The sequence below is a fragment of the Actinoplanes sp. NPDC023801 genome (assembly GCF_040639655.1).
Taxonomy (GTDB): domain Bacteria; phylum Actinomycetota; class Actinomycetes; order Mycobacteriales; family Micromonosporaceae; genus Actinoplanes.
Map to the genome: position 1 here is coordinate 38,072 of NZ_JBFAAI010000022.1, position 16,005 is coordinate 54,076.

Here is a 16,005-nt window from a genome sequence, read left to right on the forward strand (position 1 = left end):
AGCTAGCTAGTAGGAGAGCGCCACCAGGACGGCCACGGCCATCGGCGGTGCGCCGCCGAACAGCAGGAACCAAGGCAGTGTGCGCTGGTGGATGGCCAGGAAGGCGGCCACCACCGGCGCCACGCTCAGCAGGGTGAGCAGGGCCAGCACCGGCAGGTACCACGCGGGTGCCCCGCTGAAGACGGCCAGCACCGCGTAAAGCCCGACTCCGACGCCGCAGAGCCCGAGTACGGTGCCGTAGACGGCGATCGCGAGCATCCGCCCGGAGGTGGGCGGCGGGTCGTCGGGCGCCGGGAAGCGGAAGACCGCCGGTTCCTCCGCGCCTGCCTCGGATCTCGGCTGTGCGGGCACCACGACACGGGTGGTGCGACTCTGGTCGACCGCGGTCACGTCGCCTCCAGCAGATGATCTTCTTCAGCGTTCACCCTGAGCAACGCGGGTGGATCACCGGACGTGACGGTGCAAAGGTGATGAGCGAGGTCACGGGCACTGTGATGTACGTTGTCGATTTAGCGACAAATCGATCAGTTGTTAACGTCCAGCGCTGGCCGCGGCGTACGCTTCGCACCGTGATTGACTGGTCCAGGAAGTCCGGTACGGCCAGGTTGAGGTCGGACACAGGCCGGTCGGGTGGCGCGACCAGGTGTGAGCCAAAGGGATACGGATGCGACTAACCGTTCTCGGTTGTGCCGGCAGCTTTCCCGGCCCCGAGTCGGCGTGTTCGGCCTACCTCGTGGAAGCCGAAGGGTTCCGGCTCCTGATCGACTTCGGTTCCGGGTCGCTGTCGGCTCTGCAGCGTTACTCGGACATGCGTCGCATCGACGCCATCCTCCTCACCCACCTGCACTGCGACCACATGCTGGACGCGTGCACCTATGTCGTGGTGCGCCGTTACGACCCCGCCGGTCCGCTGCCGCCCGTGCCGGTCTACGCCCCGCTGGGTGCGGCTGAGCGCATCGCCGCCGCCTACAGCACCGAGGGCGAGCCGGTCGACGACGTCTACACCTTCTACGGCCTTCAGCCGGGCACCTTCCCGATCGGTCCGCTGCAGGTCACGGTCGACCGGGTCAACCACCCCGTCGAGACCTACGGCGTACGCATCGAGCACGACGGCCGGGTCCTCGCCTACTCGTCGGACACCGCGCCGTGCGAGTCGCTGCTCAGGCTGGCCGCCGGCGCCGACCTGTTCCTGTGCGAGGCCAGTTACCAGGACGGCGTGGCCAACCCGCCCGACCTGCATCTGACCGGCGGCGAGGCCGGCGAGGCCGCGACGAAGGCCGATGTGGGCAGACTCCTACTGACCCATCTGGTGCCTGCCTGGGCCAGTGAGGCATCTATTGTGGACGCGGCTACCGCTGCGTACGCGGGGCCGGTGGAAGTTGTGCGCCCCGGCGCCAGATACGATCTCCACGTCGGTACGGGGGGCCAAGACCGGCAGTCGTGACCTTGGAGTTGTTGCATGCGCATCGTTCGCCTGGCCAACTTCGTCACGGTTCACACCGGTGGCCTGCGGACCGCTCTGCGACACATCGGTCGTGGCTATCAGGCCGCCGGTCACGAGGCCGTGCTCGTCGTCCCGGGCCGTCGCCACTCGGACAAGATGACCAAGCAGGGCCGGGTCATCACCCTGCCCAGCGCCCCGCTTCCCCGCACCGGCGGGTACCGCGTCCTCGCCGGACGGCGCGAGCTGGTCAAACTGCTGGACAGCCTGGAACCGGACCGGATCGAGGTCTCCGACCGCACCACCCTGCGCTGGACCGGCGACTGGGCCCGGCAGCGTGGCGTCCGGTCGATGATGGTGTCCCACGAGAGCCTGGCCGGCCTGCTCGGAGTCTGGGGCATGCCGAAACGTGACGCGCTCGCCGACCGGTTCAACCGGCGCACCGCGGAGGCGTTCGACACGATCGTCTGCACCACCGCGTTCGCGGCCGAGGAGTTCCGCCGGATCGGCGCGCCGAACCTGGTCGAAGTGCCGCTCGGCGTGGACCTGGAAATCTTCAACCCGAACAAGATGGACATGGCGGTCCGGTCGCGGTATGCGCGCCCCGACGAGCTGCTGCTTGTCTACTGCAGCCGGCTCTCGGCGGCCAAGCGGCCCGAACTGGCGGTGGACGCGGTGGCGTCGCTGCGCAACGGCAAGGTGCCGGCGGTGCTGGTGATGGCCGGTGACGGCACCCGGCGAACCGCACTCGCGTACCGCGCGGCCCGGCTCCCGGTCCGTTTCGCCGGGCACATCTCCGAGCGCCCGGCCGTCGCCGCGTTGCTGGCCACCGCCGACGTGGTGCTGTCGCCGGGCCCGATCGAGACGTTCGGACTGGCCACGCTGGAGGCGATGGCCTGCGGCACGCCCGTGGTGGTGAACGAGCAGAGTGCGCTGCCCGAGGTGGTCGGCGACGGGGGTGTGGCCGTCCCCGGCACCGCCGAGGCGTTCGCCGACGCGGTGAGCCGGCTCATGGAGCGTCCCCGGATCGAGCGTCGCGCGGCCGCCCGTGCCCAGGCCGAGCAGTACGGCTGGGGCAGGTCGGTGGAGGGCTTCCTGCGAGCCCACGAGGCGATCCCAGAACCGGTCATGGTGCCCGCGGCGGGCCTCATCCGGCCGGCGGTGCCGTCCCGGGCGTACCTCAACGGGGTGCCCTCACCTCGCCGGGTGGGAGTGCCGGGACGCGAGTCCGGGGCAGAGGAAGCGGGCGCGGCGCGCTACGCATAAGGTACGAGGCATGGCGCGACCCGACGGCCGATCGGCCGACCAGCTCCGACCGGTGACTCTGACCCGGCACTGGAGCATCCACCCCGAGGGATCGGTGCTCGTGGAATTCGGCAACACCCGCGTGCTCTGCACGGCAAGCGTCACCGAAGGGGTGCCCCGCTGGCGCAAGGGTTCCGGGCTCGGCTGGGTCACCGCGGAGTATGCGATGCTTCCGCGCGCCACGAACACCCGCGGCGACCGGGAGAGCGTCAAGGGCAAGGTCGGTGGCCGTACCCAGGAGATCTCCCGGCTGATCGGCCGCAGCCTGCGCGCCTGCATCGACCTGAAGGCGCTCGGGGAGAACTCGATCGTCCTGGACTGTGACGTCCTGCAGGCCGACGGCGGCACCCGCACGGCCGCGATCACCGGGGCCTATGTGGCGCTGCACGACGCCGTCACCTGGCTCGCCGACCGCAAGTCGCTCGCCGGCAAGGTCGACAAGGTGCTGCACACCTCGATCCAGGCGATCAGCGTCGGCATGATCGGCGGCGAGGCCCGCCTGGATCTGAACTACGACGAGGACGTCACCGCCGAGGTCGACATGAACGTGGTGTGCACCGGCGCCGGTGACTTCGTGGAGGTGCAGGGCACCGGCGAGAACGGCGTGTTCCGCCGGGCTCAGCTGGACGCGATGCTCGACCTGGGCGTGCTCGGATGCGCCGAACTGGCCGGTCTGCAGCAGAAGGCCCTCGCCGCGTGAGCGCCCGTCTCCTCCTCGCCACCGGTAACAAGAAGAAACTCGTCGAGCTGCAGCGCATCCTCGACGCGGCCCTCGGAGTGGCCCAGATCGAGCTGGCCGGCCTCGGGGACTTCCCGGGCTACCCGGACGTGCCCGAGACCGGCCTCACATTCGGCGAGAACGCGCTGATCAAGGCTCGGGAGGGCGCCAAACGGACCGGCCTGCCGACGGTCGCGGACGACTCCGGCATCGCGGTGAACGCCCTGAACGGCATGCCCGGCGTGTTCAGCGCCCGCTGGTCCGGCACGACCGGCGACGGCAAGGACGACGCCAACCTCGACCTGCTGCTGGCGCAGATCTCCGACGTGCCCGACGAGCACCGGGGCGGCGCGTTCGTCTGCGCGGCGGCTCTGGTGCTGCCGAACGGGCGCGAGCACCTGGTCGAGGGACGCCAGACCGGCCGGCTGCTGCGCAGCCGGCGCGGGGAGGGCGGATTCGGTTACGACCCGATCTTCGTCGGCGACGGCCAGGATCGTACGAACGCCGAGCTCAGCCCCGCCGAGAAGGACGCCATCAGCCACCGCGGCAAGGCGTTCCGTGAACTGGCGAAGGTCATCGCCAAGGAACTGCCCCGCTAGTCCCTCAGCATCGTCAGAAGACGGTCCAGGACGCGCTCCTCGCGTCCCAGGCCGTTGTGGGCGTACTCGCTGGTCACCCACGGTCGCAGAGTCCCGATCGCGGCCGCGGTGGCCAGCGACATGTCCCGGTCCACGTACATGTCGTCGAAGTAGATCGCGGCCACCACCGGCACCTTGTTGGTGGCCAGCCGCTCCGGGTCGTACAGCGGTGTCCAATCGCTCTTGGTGGCCAACCGGCCCGCCGCCCCGGCGAGCGGGATCAGAGCCGGATCCTCCTCGAACAGCCAGGGGTAGATCATCTCGCCGGTGAACCGGACCGGACCGCCGCTGTCCAGGTCGAACGCCGGGAACTCGTCCCGGACCCGGTGCGCCGCCCACCCGGTGGCCGCCCTCTGCCCGTAGATCGCCTCGTGCAGGACCGCGAACAGCGGCTGCTCGGCGAAGGAGATCGCCTGGTCCACCCGCCGCAGGAACACCTCGGACAGCTCGTTCTCGAAGAACGCCTCCACACTCCACGGCCGATCGCCGGCGAGATGCGCGCGTAGCAGCTCGGCGTCGGCGACGATGCTGTCCGCCCGGAAGTGCGCCAGGTGCGCGGCCGGATCGGCGACCCGGGCCAGCGTCTGCCGGGTGAGCGGGGTGCTCAGGCCGGTACCACGCTGGTCGAGCAGGACCACGCGATAGTCCCGCGTCGCCCGGCGCAGCCACACCGGCAGACCACGCGGCGAACGGTTCCCCGGTCCGCCCTGCAGATAGAGCAGGAACGGCCGGCCTTCGGCCACCGGATCGGCCTCCCGCACCTCCCGGGCGAAGATCTCGATGTGCGGTCCTTGCGGATCAGCATGATTCAGCGGTACGGACAGAGTGTGCTCGACGAAGAAGAGCCCGGAGTGGCGACGGATCATCCACCGAGCTTCCCGCATCGACCCGGTCCGCCCGCTCATCCCGTCGCCGGGTTGACCTTGCCCCTGGGGGAAGCCCCAGCATCGTCGTTACCGGTCGTGGTGGCCGGGGACGAGGAGACCCGGGGCGAGGAGGCACCGTGCGGCCACTGCTGACGATCGGCGCGTTCGCCCGGGCGGCCAGGCTGTCGCCGAAGGCACTTCGGCTCTACGACGAGCTGGGCCTGCTGAGACCGGCCGCGGTCGACGGCGACTCCGGCTACCGCCTGTACGCGCCGGAGCAACTCGAGCAGGCGCGGCTGATCGCCTGGCTGCGCCGGCTCGGCATGCCGCTGGCCGAGATCCGGCAGATCTGCGAAATGTCCACGGCCGAGCAGGCGGCCGAGATCGGCGCCTACTGGGATCGGGTGCTCGCGGAGACCGCGGAGCGGGGCCGGCTGGCGACCTTCCTCGTCGACTACCTTTCCGGGAGGGGAAGCGCGATGGGGACCCTGGGGATCCGGTTCGCGGCACGGTCCGAGACCGGGCCGGTGCGCGACAGCAACGAGGACACCGCCTATGCGGGGCCCCGGCTGATGGCGGTGGCCGACGGGATGCGCGGTGGCGCCGGTGACCGGGCGAGCGCGGCCGCGGTCGAGGCGCTCAAGCCGTTGGAGACGGTTCCGGTGCCGGCCGAGGACCTGCTCGGTGCTCTGGCCGAGGCGGTCCGTGACGCCGGCCGGGCGGTCGGCGAGATCGACGGCGGCGAGGCGGCCACCACCCTGACGGCGCTGTACTGGTCGGGGTCCCGGCTGGCGCTCGCGCACATCGGCGACACCCGGGCCTACCGGTTGCGCAACGGCATGCTGAGCCAGATCACCGCCGATCACACCTACGTGCGGTCGCTGGTCGAGCAGGGACAGCTCACCGAGGACGAGGCGGCGGCCCACCCGCAGCGCTCCCTCCTGGTCCGGGCACTGACCGGCTCCGGCGGGGCCGAACCCGACCTGTCACTGCACGAGGCAGCGGCCGGCGACCGCTATCTGCTCTGCTCCGACGGGCTGGCGACGGCCGTTTCAGCCGGCGACCTGTGGGCGGTGCTGGCCGCTCCGGGCGACCCGAGGCAGGCGCTCGACGAGTTGATCGCCTTGGCGTACGCGGCCGGAGCCGACGACAACGTCGCCGCGGTGGTGGCCGACGTGGTGCCCGCGTGAGGGCGGTGCTCGCCGACCGTCGCCCGCTGCGCATTCCCGCCTATCGCCGCTGGTGGGTGGCGTCGCTGGTGACAGCGGTGGGCGGTTCGTTCAGCGTGGTCGCGGTGCCCGCTCAGCTCTATGCGACCACCGGTTCCTCCGCCGCGATCGGTGGCGCGGCCGTGGTGTCGTTCGCCGGGTTGCTCACCGGGGCGCTCGGAGCGGGCACCCTGGCCGACCGCCATGACCGGCGCGGCGTCCTGCTGGCGGCCCAGCTGGTTCTTGCCGTCACCTATCTGGGCCTGTGGGCGCATGCCGAGTTCGGCGGCCCTCTCGGGGTGCTGCTGGCGCTGGTCGCCGGCCAGGGCCTGACCTTCGGCGCGATCTCGACGGTCGCCGGCGCGGTCCTGCCCCGCCTCGTCCCCACCGAGTTGCTGGCCGCCGCGAACAGTCTCAACTCGCTGGTCCGTTACGGAGGCTCGATCCTCGGCCCGATCTTGGCCGGCCTGCTCATCCCGGTGGCCGGGCTAAAGACGCTCTACCTCTGTGACGCGGTCGCCCTGCTCGCGGTGCTGTGGGCGGTGTTCCGCCTGCCATCGCTACGCCCGGAACCGCAGCCGGCGCCCAGTGACGCGGTGCGCTCGAGACCCCGGTCGGCGGACCCCGATGCGGTGAGGCGGGAGTCGCAATCATCTACAGACAGTGATGCGGTGGAACCGGTGTCCCGGCCGGCAGACAGCGATGCGGTGCGGCCGGCAGACAGCGATGCGGTGGAGCCGGAGTTCCGGCGGGCGGGCGCCGGTTCGGTCAGGTTCGGTGGATTTCGCTACCTGTTGGCCAGTCCGCTTCTGGTGGCTGTTCTCGCGGTCGACCTGTCGGCGATGGTCTTCGGAATGCCGGTGGCGCTGTTTCCGGAGCTGGCCCGGCACACCTACGGCGACCCGGCCGGCGGCGGTCCGATGCTCGGCCTGCTCTACGCGGCCTATCCGGTCGGCGTGTTCCTGGCCGGACTATTTTCCGGAACCTTCACCCGCGCTCGCCATCCCGGCCGCATGATGGCCGGTGCCGCGATCGCCTGGGGCGGCACGGTCGTCCTGTTCGGTCTCGCCGGACACATCGCCCTGGCCCTGACGGCACTGGTGCTCGGCGGCGGGGTCAACTTCATCCTGAGTACGCATCGCAACGCGATCACCCAGGCCCACACCGACGACGCTGTCCGGGGCCGGGTCCAGGGGATGGTCACCGTGGTGCTGTTCGGCGGCCCGCAGCTGGCGAATCTCGTCCACGGGACCGCCGGGGCCCTGATCGGCCCACGGCCGGCGATCATCGTGGGCGGCCTCCTCACGATGATCGCGGTGGCCGCGGTGCTGGGAGCGACTCCAGCACTGCGCGAGCTGGAGACGGTCTCACCGCGGCAAGGAGCGCTGGAAACCGTCCCAGCGCGGCAGGAAGCGCTGAGGACGGTCTCGCCGCGGGAAGGCCCGCTGGGGACCGCCTCGCTACGGCACGACGCGCTGGAGATCGCCTCAACGCGGGAAGAGGCGCTGGAGACCGCCGTGACGAGGCCGGAACGGGGCGCCCGGCGATAGGACACCGCGCGCCGGCCGAGGCGGTCAATGGAGGGTGCCCACCGCCTTCTCGATCTCTTCGCGCAGTGACGGCCCGGCGACCACCGCTCGGGCCTGTTCCAGGATCGGGGCCAGGAACAGGTCCGGGCCCGGCACACCCGCGAACGGCTCGACGGCGAACAGCGCGGCCTGGCCCGCCGGGGACGGGATGAGCGGGGCCCGCAGCTGCAGACCGCGAACCGCGGACAGCAGCTCCACGGCGAGGAGGCTGGTCAGGTTGTCCAGCACGGTACGCAGCTTCTTGGCGGCGGCCCAGCCCATCGACACGTGGTCCTCCTGCATGCCGCTGGTGGGCAGCGAGTCGACCGAGGCCGGTGAGGCGAGGCGGCGGTTCTCGGCGACGATTCCGGCGGCCGTGTACTGGGCGATCATCAGGCCCGAGTTGACGCCGGCGTCGGGGGACAGGAACGGCGGAAGTTCCCGGGACCGGGTCACGTCCAGGAGACGGTCCACGCGGCGTTCGGCGATCGCTCCCACCTCGGCGGCGGCGATGGCCAGGAAGTCGGCGGCGAAGCCGAGCGGTGCGCCGTGGAAGTTGCCGGTGGACTCGACGCGGCCGTCCGGCAGTACGACCGGGTTGTCCACGACCGAGACGAGTTCCCGCCCGGAGACGGTGATCACGAAGTCGAGGGTGTCCCGGGCGGCGCCCGCCACCTGAGGGGCGCAGCGCATCGAGTAGGCATCCTGCACCGCGTGCGCCAGATCGTCCCGGTGCGAGTCCATGACCTGCGAGCCCTGCAGGAGCCGGTGGATGTTCGCGGCAGAGGCGGCCTGGCCGGGGTGCGGGCGGATCTCGTGCAGCTCGGGCCGGAACGGCCGGTCGGAGCCGAGCATCGCCTCGATGGCCAGTGCCGCGGTCACGTCGGCCATGGTGAACAGGTGCCGTGCGTCGGTGATCGCCAGCAGCAGCATGCCCAGCATGCCGTCGGTGCCGTTGATCAGGGCGAGGCCTTCCTTCGCGGCGAGTTCGAGCGGCTGCAGTCCGGCACCGCGCAGTGCCTCCGCGCCGGCGATCCGGGAACCGTCCTTGCCGATCACCCAGCCTTCGCCGAGCAGCACGAGCGCACAGTGCGCGAGCGGGGCCAGGTCGCCGGAGGCGCCGAGCGAGCCGTGTTCCGGAACCCACGGCGTGATGTCGTGATTGAGCAGGTCGACGAGGCCTTGGGCGAGGACCGGCCGCACCCCGGAGCGGCCCAGTGCCAGCGATCGGACCCGCAACAGCATCATGGCCCGCACCACTTCGCGGGGCATGGGCGCGCCGATGCCGGCGGCGTGCGAGCGGATCAGCGCGTGCTGAAGTTCGGCCCGGCGCGACGGCGCGATCGAGGTGTTGGCGAGCGCACCGAAACCGGTCGACACGCCGTAGACGGGCCGTCCGGACGCCTCGATGCCGTCGACGATGGCCCGGCTGACGGCCATGGCCTCGAGCGCGGCGGGCGAGATCTCGACATGGACACCGGTGCCGACCGGCGAGGCGTGGCTGCCAGCGTCGTCCAGTGAGGCGCGGGCACCGGTGTCGTCCCGCGGGGCGTGGCTGCCGGTGTTGTCCGGCGAGGCGTGGCTGCCGGTGCCGACCGGCGAGGTGTGGGCACCGGTGTCGTCCGGTGAGGCGTGGGGAGCGGTGCTGGTGGAGGAGGCGCGGGCGACGGCGACTACGTCGGCGGCGGAGACGCCGGTGGACTGAACGGTGACGATCATTGCAGCACCCCGTTGTGCAGGACGGAACGGATCAGAGGAACGCCCGGCCGGTAGGCCAGGTGCAGGTGGGACGGCGCGTCGAGGACGATCAGGTCGGCGCGGGCGCCGACGGACACCCGGCCGAGGTCGGCGCGGCGCAGGGCGGTCGCGCCACCGACGGTCGCTGCGGCGACCGCTTCGCTCGGTGTCAGGCCCATCTCTCGTACGGCCAGAGCGATACAGAACGGCATGGACGACGTGTACGACGACCCGGGGTTGCAGTCGGTGGCGAGGGCGACGGTGACGCCCGCGTCCAGCAGCCGCCGCGCGTCCGGGTAGGGCGACCGGGTGGAGAACTCGGCCCCCGGCAGCAGTGTGGCGACGGTGTCGGAGGAGGCGAGCGCGTCCACGTCACCGTCGTCGAGGTGGGTGCAGTGGTCGGCGCTGGCCGCACCGAGTTCCACGGCGAGCCGCACGCCGGGCCCGGGGCCGAGCTGGTTGGCGTGCAGCCGCAGCCCGAGCCCGTGCCGGGCGCCGGCCGTGAGGACGGCGCGGGCCTGGTCGCCGTCGAAGGCGCCGCGTTCGCAGAACACGTCGACCCATCTGGCGTGCGGGGCGGCTGCCTTCATCATGTCGCCGCAGACGAGGTCCACGTAGTCGTCGGGCCGGTCCGCGTATTCGCCGGGCACGACGTGCGCTCCCAGGAACGTGGTCTCCTCGACGATCTCGGCGGCCAGCCGCAGGGACCGGGCCTCTTCGGCGACGCTCAGCCCGTACCCGGACTTGATTTCGATCGTGGTCGTGCCCTGCCGGAGCGCCTCGCCCACCAGGCGCCGCGCATTGCGGCGCAGTTCGTCGTCGGACGCGGCCCGCGTCGCGGCGACCGTGGTCCGGATGCCGCCACCGGTGTAGGGCTGACCAGCCATCCGTGCCCCGAACTCGGCGGCCCGGTCACCCGCGAAGATCAGGTGGGCGTGACTGTCGACGAAGCCGGGCAGCACGGCGGCGCCGTCGGCGTCGAGCACCGAGTCGGCGTCCGGGGCGGTCGAGGCGGGCCCGATCCAGGCGATCCGGTCGTCGTCGACGACGAGCGCCACGTCGTGCACGATCCCGAGGCCCGGGTCGTTGGTGAACAGCTCACCGATGTTGGTGACGAGCAGGCTCATGACAGCACCTTCGCCAGTTCGCGGGGAACGTCGAGCAGGGTGTGCCGGCCGTCGGCGACGATCCGCCGGCCGTCGGAGATGACATGTGTGACGTCGGCGCCGGTGGCCGCGAAGACGGCCTGCCCGGGGTGTACGCCGATGGTCCGCACGCTGGAGAGCGAGACCGCGACCAGGTCGGCGCGCCGGCCCGGAGCGATCTCGCCGGCGTCGTCCCAGCCGAGGGCCGCGTGGTTGGCCGCCGCCGCGACGAGCGAGGCGGCCGGGAAGTGGCCGCGGGTCTCACTGGCGAGCCGCTCGTTCATCTCCAGACCGCGGATTTCCTCGAACGGGTCGATGACCGCGTTGCTGTCGCTGCCGAGGCTGAGCGGGGAGCCCGCGTCGGCGAGCCGCCGGGCGGGTCCGATGCCGTCGGCCAGGTCGCGTTCGGTGGTGGGGCAGAAACACGTCCCCGTTCCGCTGTCGCCGAGCAGTCGCACGTCACCGTCGGTGAGGTGGGTGGCGTGCACGGCGGTGGTCCCGGGCCCGAGGATGCCGTGCCGGTCGAGCAGTTCGGCCGGGGTGCAGCCGTGCACGGCGCGGCACTGCTCGTTCTCGGCCCGCTGCTCGGAGAGGTGTACGTGCAGCGGCGCCCGGCCGGCCAGCGCCGCGAGCTGGCCGGCGGGTACGGCGCGTACCGAATGGATGGCAGCTCCGACGACGGCGTGCGGGGCCGCCCGCAGCGACGCCACCCGGGACGCCCAGCCGGAGACGTCGCCGTCGCCGAACCGTTCCTGCACGCCCTGCAGCGGCGTGCCGTCCACACCGGCCGTCAGGTAGACGGTGTCGAGCAGCGTGATCCGGATCCCGGCCTCGTCGGCGGCCTGGATCAGCGCGTGGCCCATCGCATTGGGGTCGTCGTAGCGGACGCCGCCGGGCGCGTGGTGCAGGTAGTGGAACTCGCCGACGCAGGTGATCCCGGCCAGCGCCATCTCGGCGTAGACGGCCCGTGCCAGCGCCAGACAGCCGTCCGGGTCGAGGGTCGCCGCGACCGCGTACATCTGGTCCCGCCACGTCCAGAAGCTGCCCCGGCCGCTGTGCGTACGGCCGCGCAGCACCCGGTGGAAGGCGTGCGAGTGCGCGTTCGCGAGTCCGGGCAGCACCAGCCCGGGCAGCGACTCGCCGTCGGCGGGCGCATCAGGGGTGACGGCCGCGAACCGCCCGTTCTCGATCTCGATCCGCACGTTCCCGGCTACTCCGGCGGAGGAGTCGAGCCACGCGTGCCGCGCGTGGAAGACCGACCTCATGTGAGGTCCTCCAGCACGCGGGCCAGCGCTTCGATGCCGGCCTCGCAGTCGGTGTCGGAGGCGTGCTCGGCGGGGGAGTGCGAGACCCCGGTCGGGTTGCGGACGAACAGCATGGCGGTCGGCACGTGCGCGGACAGCACCCCGGCGTCGTGCCCGGCCCCGGTCGGCAGGATCGGCGCGTCGCCGAGCAGGCCGGAGATCCGCCGGGCCAGATCCTCGTGGAAGGCGACCTCGCCGGTGACCGACTCGGCGGTCACGTTCAGGGCGGTGCCGTCGCGGGCGGCCCGTTCGGTGGACTTCCGCACGATCTCGTCGACGACCCTGTCGAGGGTGGCGGTGTCCGCCGCGCGGGCGTCGAGCCAGCCGCGCACCAGCGACGGGATGGCGTTGGTGGCGTTCGGTTCGACGTGGACGCGGCCCACGGTGGCGTGCGCGCCGGTCAGCCGGGCCTCCTTGTTGGCGGCCAGCACCGCGAACGCGAACGTCAGCATCGGGTCGCGGCGGTCGTCCATCCGGGTGGTGCCGGCGTGGTCGCCGACGCCGGTGAAGTCCATCCGCCAGCGGCCGTGCGGCCAGATGGCACTGGCCACCCCGACCGGTGCCGCCAGTGCCCGGCCCTGCTCGATGTGCAGTTCGACGACCGCTTTCAGGCCGGCGACCTGCGGGAGTGCTCCGGCGGGCTCAGCGCCGAGCGCCTCACCGAACGAGACACCGTCGCGGTCCTTCAGCGATGCGGCCTGGTCCGGCTTGAGGAAACCGGTCAGAAGCCGGGAGCCGAGGCACGGTACGCCGAAACGACCGCCCTCCTCCTCGACGAATGCCGCAATACCGATCTTGCGGTCCCGGGGAACCCGGTCGGCGGCGAGGAAGGCGCTCACGATGCCGAGCGGCCCGTCGTAACCGCCGCCGTGCGGCACGGAGTCGAAATGCGACCCGGTCAGCACGGTTCCCGGCGCCCACGGTTCGCCCCGCCACGCGAACAGGTTCCCGTTGCCGTCCCCGGTCACGGTCATGTCCCGCGCCGAGGCCTGCGCCCGGAACCAGTCGCGCAGCGTCAGCTCCGGCTCGGTCAGGGCGAACCGCAGGTAGCCCCCGCTGTCGGCCCGCCCGATCGGCGCGATCTCGGCCCAGAGTTTCCCGAACTCGGTCATCGGTTCATCGGGATCTGGACGCCGCCGGCCGACTGCGACTCGTAACCCGCGTCGACGTGCCGCAGCACCCCCATCGCCGGGTCGTTGGTCAGCACCCGCTCGATCTTCTGCCCGGCCAGCGCCGTCCCGTCGGCGACACACACCTGACCGGCGTGGATGCTGCGCCCGATACCCACCCCGCCACCGTGGTGGATCGACACCCAGCTCGCCCCGGACGCGGTGTTGACCAGCGCGTTCAGCAGTGGCCAGTCGGCGATCGCGTCGGAGCCGTCGAGCATCGCCTCGGTCTCCCGGTACGGTGACGCCACCGAACCGGCATCCAGGTGGTCACGCCCGATCACGATCGGTGCCGACACCTCGCCGCGCGACACCATGTCGTTGAACCGGACACCGGCCTTGTCCCGTTCGCCGTAGCCCAGCCAGCAGATCCGCGACGGCAGGCCCTGGAACGCGACCCGTTCGCCGGCCATCCGGATCCACCGGGCCAGCGGGTCGTTGTCCGGGAACAGGTCGAGCACCGCACGGTCGGTGGCCGCGATATCGGCCGGGTCGCCGGAGAGCGCCGCCCACCGGAACGGGCCCCTGCCTTCGGCGAACAACGGCCGGATGTACGCCGGGACGAACCCGGGGAAGTCGAAGGCCCGCTCGTAGCCGGCCAGTTTCGCCTCACCGCGGATCGAGTTGCCGTAGTCGAACACCTCGGCGCCCGCGTCCTGGAACCCGACCATGGCCTCGACCTGCCTGGCCATGCTCGTCCGGGACCGGTCGGTGAACTCCTCCGGCTTGGTCCGCGCGTACTCGGCCATGTCGGCCGGTTCGACGCCGACCGGCAGGTAGCTGAGCGGGTCGTGCGCGCTGGTCTGGTCGGTGACGATGTCGATCGCGACGCCGTTGCGCAGCAGCGTGGGGAAGACCTCGGCCGCGTTGCCGACAACACCGACGGACAGCGCCTTCCGTTCGGCCTTGGCGGCGAGCGACATCGACACGGCCTCGTCGAGCGAGGAGGCGATCACGTCGAGGTAGCGGGTGTCGACGCGGCGCTGCAGCCGGGTCCGGTCCACGTCCACGATCAGGCAGACGCCACCGTTCATGGTCACCGCGAGCGGCTGGGCACCACCCATGCCGCCGCAGCCGCCGGTCAGCGTCAGCGTTCCCGCGAGGTCACCGCCGTACTTCTTGGCGGCCACCGCGGCGAACGTCTCGTAGGTGCCCTGCAGGATGCCCTGCGTGCCGATGTAGATCCACGAGCCGGCGGTCATCTGGCCGTACATGGTCAGGCCGAGCTGCTCCAGACGGCGGAACTCGGGCCAGGTCGCCCAGTCGCCGACCAGGTTCGAGTTCGCGATGAGCACCCGCGGCGCCCACTCGTGGGTGCGCAGCACACCGACCGGTTTGCCGGACTGCACGAGCAGTGTCTCGTCGTCCTTGAGTTCGTCCAGTTCACGGACGATCGCGTGGAACGACGGCCAGTCCCGCGCAGCCTTCCCGGTGCCGCCGTAGACCACCAGATCCTGCGGCCGCTCGGCCACGTCCGGGTCCAGGTTGTTCATCAGCATCCGCTTGGCGGCCTCCTGCGGCCAGCCCTTGGCGGTGTACGCCGTACCGCGCGGCGCCCGGATCTCCGACATCGTTCCTCCCTCAGGCCATGAAAATGTGCCGGCGGGCGGCGGTGGCCTCGAATTCCTCGAGACGCCGCTGCACCGGTTCCGGGGCCGCGTCACACATCGCCTGCAGCAGCACCATGGCCATCGCCATCGGGCCGGTGTGCAGGTCGAAGACGAGTTGCGTACCCACCGCGGCGGGCAGCACCACGTCGGCGTGCTCGGCCACCGGGCTGACCGCCGAGTCGGTGATCACGACCACCGACCGGCCGGCCGCCTTCGCCTCGCGGACGGCCTCCACCGACTCGCGCGGATAACGGGGGAGCACGATGGCCAGCATCGCACCGGCGCCGTCCGCGTGGGCCTGATCGAGCCGGTCCAGCAGACTCGTCCCGCCGCCGTCGAGGACCCGTACCTCCGGGAATACCTTGGCGGCGAAATATCCGAAGTACGCCGCGAGGGGTGCCGCGGCCCGCAGCCCGAGGACCGGCAGCGGACGGCTGCCGATCAGCAGCGCGGCGGCCCGGCGTACGTCATCGAGGTCGTGAAGTTGTTCCCCGAGTCGCCGCAGGTGGTCCGTCTCGGCGTGCACCGCGCTCTGCATCGGGTTCTGCCCGGCCGGTTCGGCCGGCGCGTCGGCGGTCATCGCCCGCAGCTCACGCCGCAGCGCCGGGTAACCCGAGTAGCCGAGTGCCATCGCGAACCGGGTGACCGACGGCTGGCTCACCCCGGCCAGGTCGGCCACCTCGGCGGCGGACAGGTAGGCCGCCTTCGCCGCGTGTTCGACCAGGCTGTGCGCGATGCGCCGCTGGGTGGGGGTGAGGCGCGCGCCCTGGAAGAGATCCAGCACGCGGCCGGCCGCCTTGACCACTCCGTCATTCACGGCAGCAGCTTATGCATAAAATCTTTCAGAAAGCCATAGCACCAGGGGGGAATTGTCCCATTTGAAAGCTTAGTGGGCCATGACCCGGTGATGGCTGACCGTCGTCTCCCGATCGATCAGAAAATCGTCGTCCTCCGGATAGAACACCGCACGCGCGATGTCGTCACCCGCAAACCCACGGATCGCCTCCAGCGACTCCCACCAGCTCACCGTCGTCACCTCGGACCGGCCGTCACCCAGATCCCTCGTCCACATCTGGGCACCCAGATTCCCCGGAGTCGACCGGTAACCGGCCAGACCCGTCCTCTCGATGTACGCCACATAATCGGCGACCCGTTCCGTCGCCGCCCAGCCCCGCCACATCCGCGCGATCATCCGTCCAGGCTAGGCCGACCCCGAGGCGTCCCTCCACAACAGACGACCGGCCCCCGCCGGCCGGAGTCCCGTTCCCGCCGGCCCGACAAGCCGCTGTGCGAGGC

Annotated in this window: 14 protein-coding genes and 1 pseudogene; 6 read left to right on the forward strand and 9 right to left on the reverse strand. The window is 71.5% G+C overall.

The features are described from left to right. Window positions 1-6 precede the first annotated feature (6 nt). Window positions 7-390, reverse strand: a complete 384-nt coding sequence (locus tag AB0G04_RS31315; RefSeq protein WP_360989964.1) for a hypothetical protein — start codon at window positions 388-390, stop codon at window positions 7-9. 274 nt (window positions 391-664) lie between these two features. Between AB0G04_RS31315 and AB0G04_RS31320 the strand changes: the two genes are divergently transcribed. Genes AB0G04_RS31320 through rdgB form a run of 4 tightly spaced genes read left to right on the forward strand, consistent with a single transcriptional unit; the run spans window position 665 to window position 4,063 of the window. Further along, a complete protein-coding gene (locus tag AB0G04_RS31320) occupies window positions 665-1,444 on the forward strand; it encodes an MBL fold metallo-hydrolase (protein ID WP_360989967.1) in 780 nt (259 codons plus the stop codon). 15 nt (window positions 1,445-1,459) lie between these two features. Then, the gene (locus tag AB0G04_RS31325) at window positions 1,460-2,707 is read left to right on the forward strand and encodes a glycosyltransferase (RefSeq protein WP_360989970.1); all 1,248 of its coding nucleotides are present in this window, start codon (window positions 1,460-1,462) and stop codon (window positions 2,705-2,707) included. Window positions 2,708-2,717: 10 nt separating this feature from the next. Next, window positions 2,718-3,446, forward strand: coding sequence for a ribonuclease PH (gene rph, locus AB0G04_RS31330; RefSeq protein ID WP_360989973.1), 729 nt, complete (start codon window positions 2,718-2,720; stop codon window positions 3,444-3,446). Further along, window positions 3,401-4,063: an RdgB/HAM1 family non-canonical purine NTP pyrophosphatase gene (rdgB, locus tag AB0G04_RS31335; RefSeq protein ID WP_360989976.1), complete on the forward strand. Its 663-nt coding sequence runs from the start codon at window positions 3,401-3,403 to the stop codon at window positions 4,061-4,063. The genes rph and rdgB overlap by 46 nt, the downstream gene beginning before the upstream one ends. On the opposite strand, the gene AB0G04_RS31340 is transcribed toward rdgB, so the two are convergent. Then, a complete protein-coding gene (locus AB0G04_RS31340; protein ID WP_360989978.1) occupies window positions 4,060-4,968 on the reverse strand; it encodes an alpha/beta hydrolase in 909 nt (302 codons plus the stop codon). The genes rdgB and AB0G04_RS31340 overlap by 4 nt on opposite strands. Before the next feature lie 137 nt (window positions 4,969-5,105). On the opposite strand from AB0G04_RS31340, the gene AB0G04_RS31345 reads away from it, so the two are divergent. Next, entirely contained in the window at window positions 5,106-6,158 is a 1,053-nt protein-coding gene (locus tag AB0G04_RS31345; protein ID WP_360989980.1) for a MerR family transcriptional regulator, read from the forward strand. Next, the gene (locus AB0G04_RS31350; protein ID WP_360989983.1) at window positions 6,155-7,726 is read left to right on the forward strand and encodes an MFS transporter; all 1,572 of its coding nucleotides are present in this window, start codon (window positions 6,155-6,157) and stop codon (window positions 7,724-7,726) included. The genes AB0G04_RS31345 and AB0G04_RS31350 overlap by 4 nt, the downstream gene beginning before the upstream one ends. A gap of 24 nt (window positions 7,727-7,750) precedes the next feature. On the opposite strand, the pseudogene hutH reads toward AB0G04_RS31350, so the two are convergent. From hutH to AB0G04_RS31385, 7 genes and pseudogenes are all read right to left on the reverse strand, one after another. Then, window positions 7,751-9,214, reverse strand: a pseudogene (hutH, locus tag AB0G04_RS31355) (histidine ammonia-lyase); the annotation flags it as partial. Between the two features lie 245 nt (window positions 9,215-9,459). Beyond that, a complete protein-coding gene (gene hutI, locus AB0G04_RS31360; RefSeq protein ID WP_360989985.1) occupies window positions 9,460-10,608 on the reverse strand; it encodes an imidazolonepropionase in 1,149 nt (382 codons plus the stop codon). Further along, complete coding sequence (locus AB0G04_RS31365) at window positions 10,605-11,891, reverse strand: formimidoylglutamate deiminase (protein ID WP_360989988.1); 1,287 nt, start codon at window positions 11,889-11,891, stop codon at window positions 10,605-10,607. The genes hutI and AB0G04_RS31365 overlap by 4 nt, the downstream gene beginning before the upstream one ends. Continuing rightward, entirely contained in the window at window positions 11,888-13,042 is a 1,155-nt protein-coding gene (locus tag AB0G04_RS31370; RefSeq protein ID WP_360989991.1) for an allantoate amidohydrolase, read from the reverse strand. Before AB0G04_RS31370 ends, AB0G04_RS31365 begins: the two co-directional genes overlap by 4 nt. Beyond that, the gene (gene hutU, locus AB0G04_RS31375; RefSeq protein WP_360989994.1) at window positions 13,039-14,670 is read right to left on the reverse strand and encodes a urocanate hydratase; all 1,632 of its coding nucleotides are present in this window, start codon (window positions 14,668-14,670) and stop codon (window positions 13,039-13,041) included. The genes AB0G04_RS31370 and hutU overlap by 4 nt, the downstream gene beginning before the upstream one ends. 10 nt (window positions 14,671-14,680) lie before the next feature. After that, window positions 14,681-15,526, reverse strand: a complete 846-nt coding sequence (locus tag AB0G04_RS31380) for a MurR/RpiR family transcriptional regulator (RefSeq protein WP_360989997.1) — start codon at window positions 15,524-15,526, stop codon at window positions 14,681-14,683. A gap of 69 nt (window positions 15,527-15,595) precedes the next feature. Beyond that, the gene (locus tag AB0G04_RS31385) at window positions 15,596-15,901 is read right to left on the reverse strand and encodes a hypothetical protein (RefSeq protein ID WP_360989999.1); all 306 of its coding nucleotides are present in this window, start codon (window positions 15,899-15,901) and stop codon (window positions 15,596-15,598) included. Window positions 15,902-16,005: the final 104 nt, after the last annotated feature.

Coding starts and splice junctions, on each gene's coding strand:
- AB0G04_RS31320 (WP_360989967.1), top strand. CDS start 665: ATGCGACTAACCGTTCTCGGTTGTGCCGGCAGCTTTCCCGGCCCCGAG.
- AB0G04_RS31325 (WP_360989970.1), top strand. CDS start 1,460: ATGCGCATCGTTCGCCTGGCCAACTTCGTCACGGTTCACACCGGTGGC.
- rph (WP_360989973.1), top strand. CDS start 2,718: ATGGCGCGACCCGACGGCCGATCGGCCGACCAGCTCCGACCGGTGACT.
- rdgB (WP_360989976.1), top strand. CDS start 3,401: ATGCGCCGAACTGGCCGGTCTGCAGCAGAAGGCCCTCGCCGCGTGAGC.
- AB0G04_RS31340 (WP_360989978.1), bottom strand. CDS start 4,968: ATGATCCGTCGCCACTCCGGGCTCTTCTTCGTCGAGCACACTCTGTCC.
- hutI (WP_360989985.1), bottom strand. CDS start 10,608: ATGAGCCTGCTCGTCACCAACATCGGTGAGCTGTTCACCAACGACCCG.
- AB0G04_RS31365 (WP_360989988.1), bottom strand. CDS start 11,891: ATGAGGTCGGTCTTCCACGCGCGGCACGCGTGGCTCGACTCCTCCGCC.
- AB0G04_RS31370 (WP_360989991.1), bottom strand. CDS start 13,042: ATGACCGAGTTCGGGAAACTCTGGGCCGAGATCGCGCCGATCGGGCGG.
- hutU (WP_360989994.1), bottom strand. CDS start 14,670: ATGTCGGAGATCCGGGCGCCGCGCGGTACGGCGTACACCGCCAAGGGC.
- AB0G04_RS31385 (WP_360989999.1), bottom strand. CDS start 15,901: ATGATCGCGCGGATGTGGCGGGGCTGGGCGGCGACGGAACGGGTCGCC.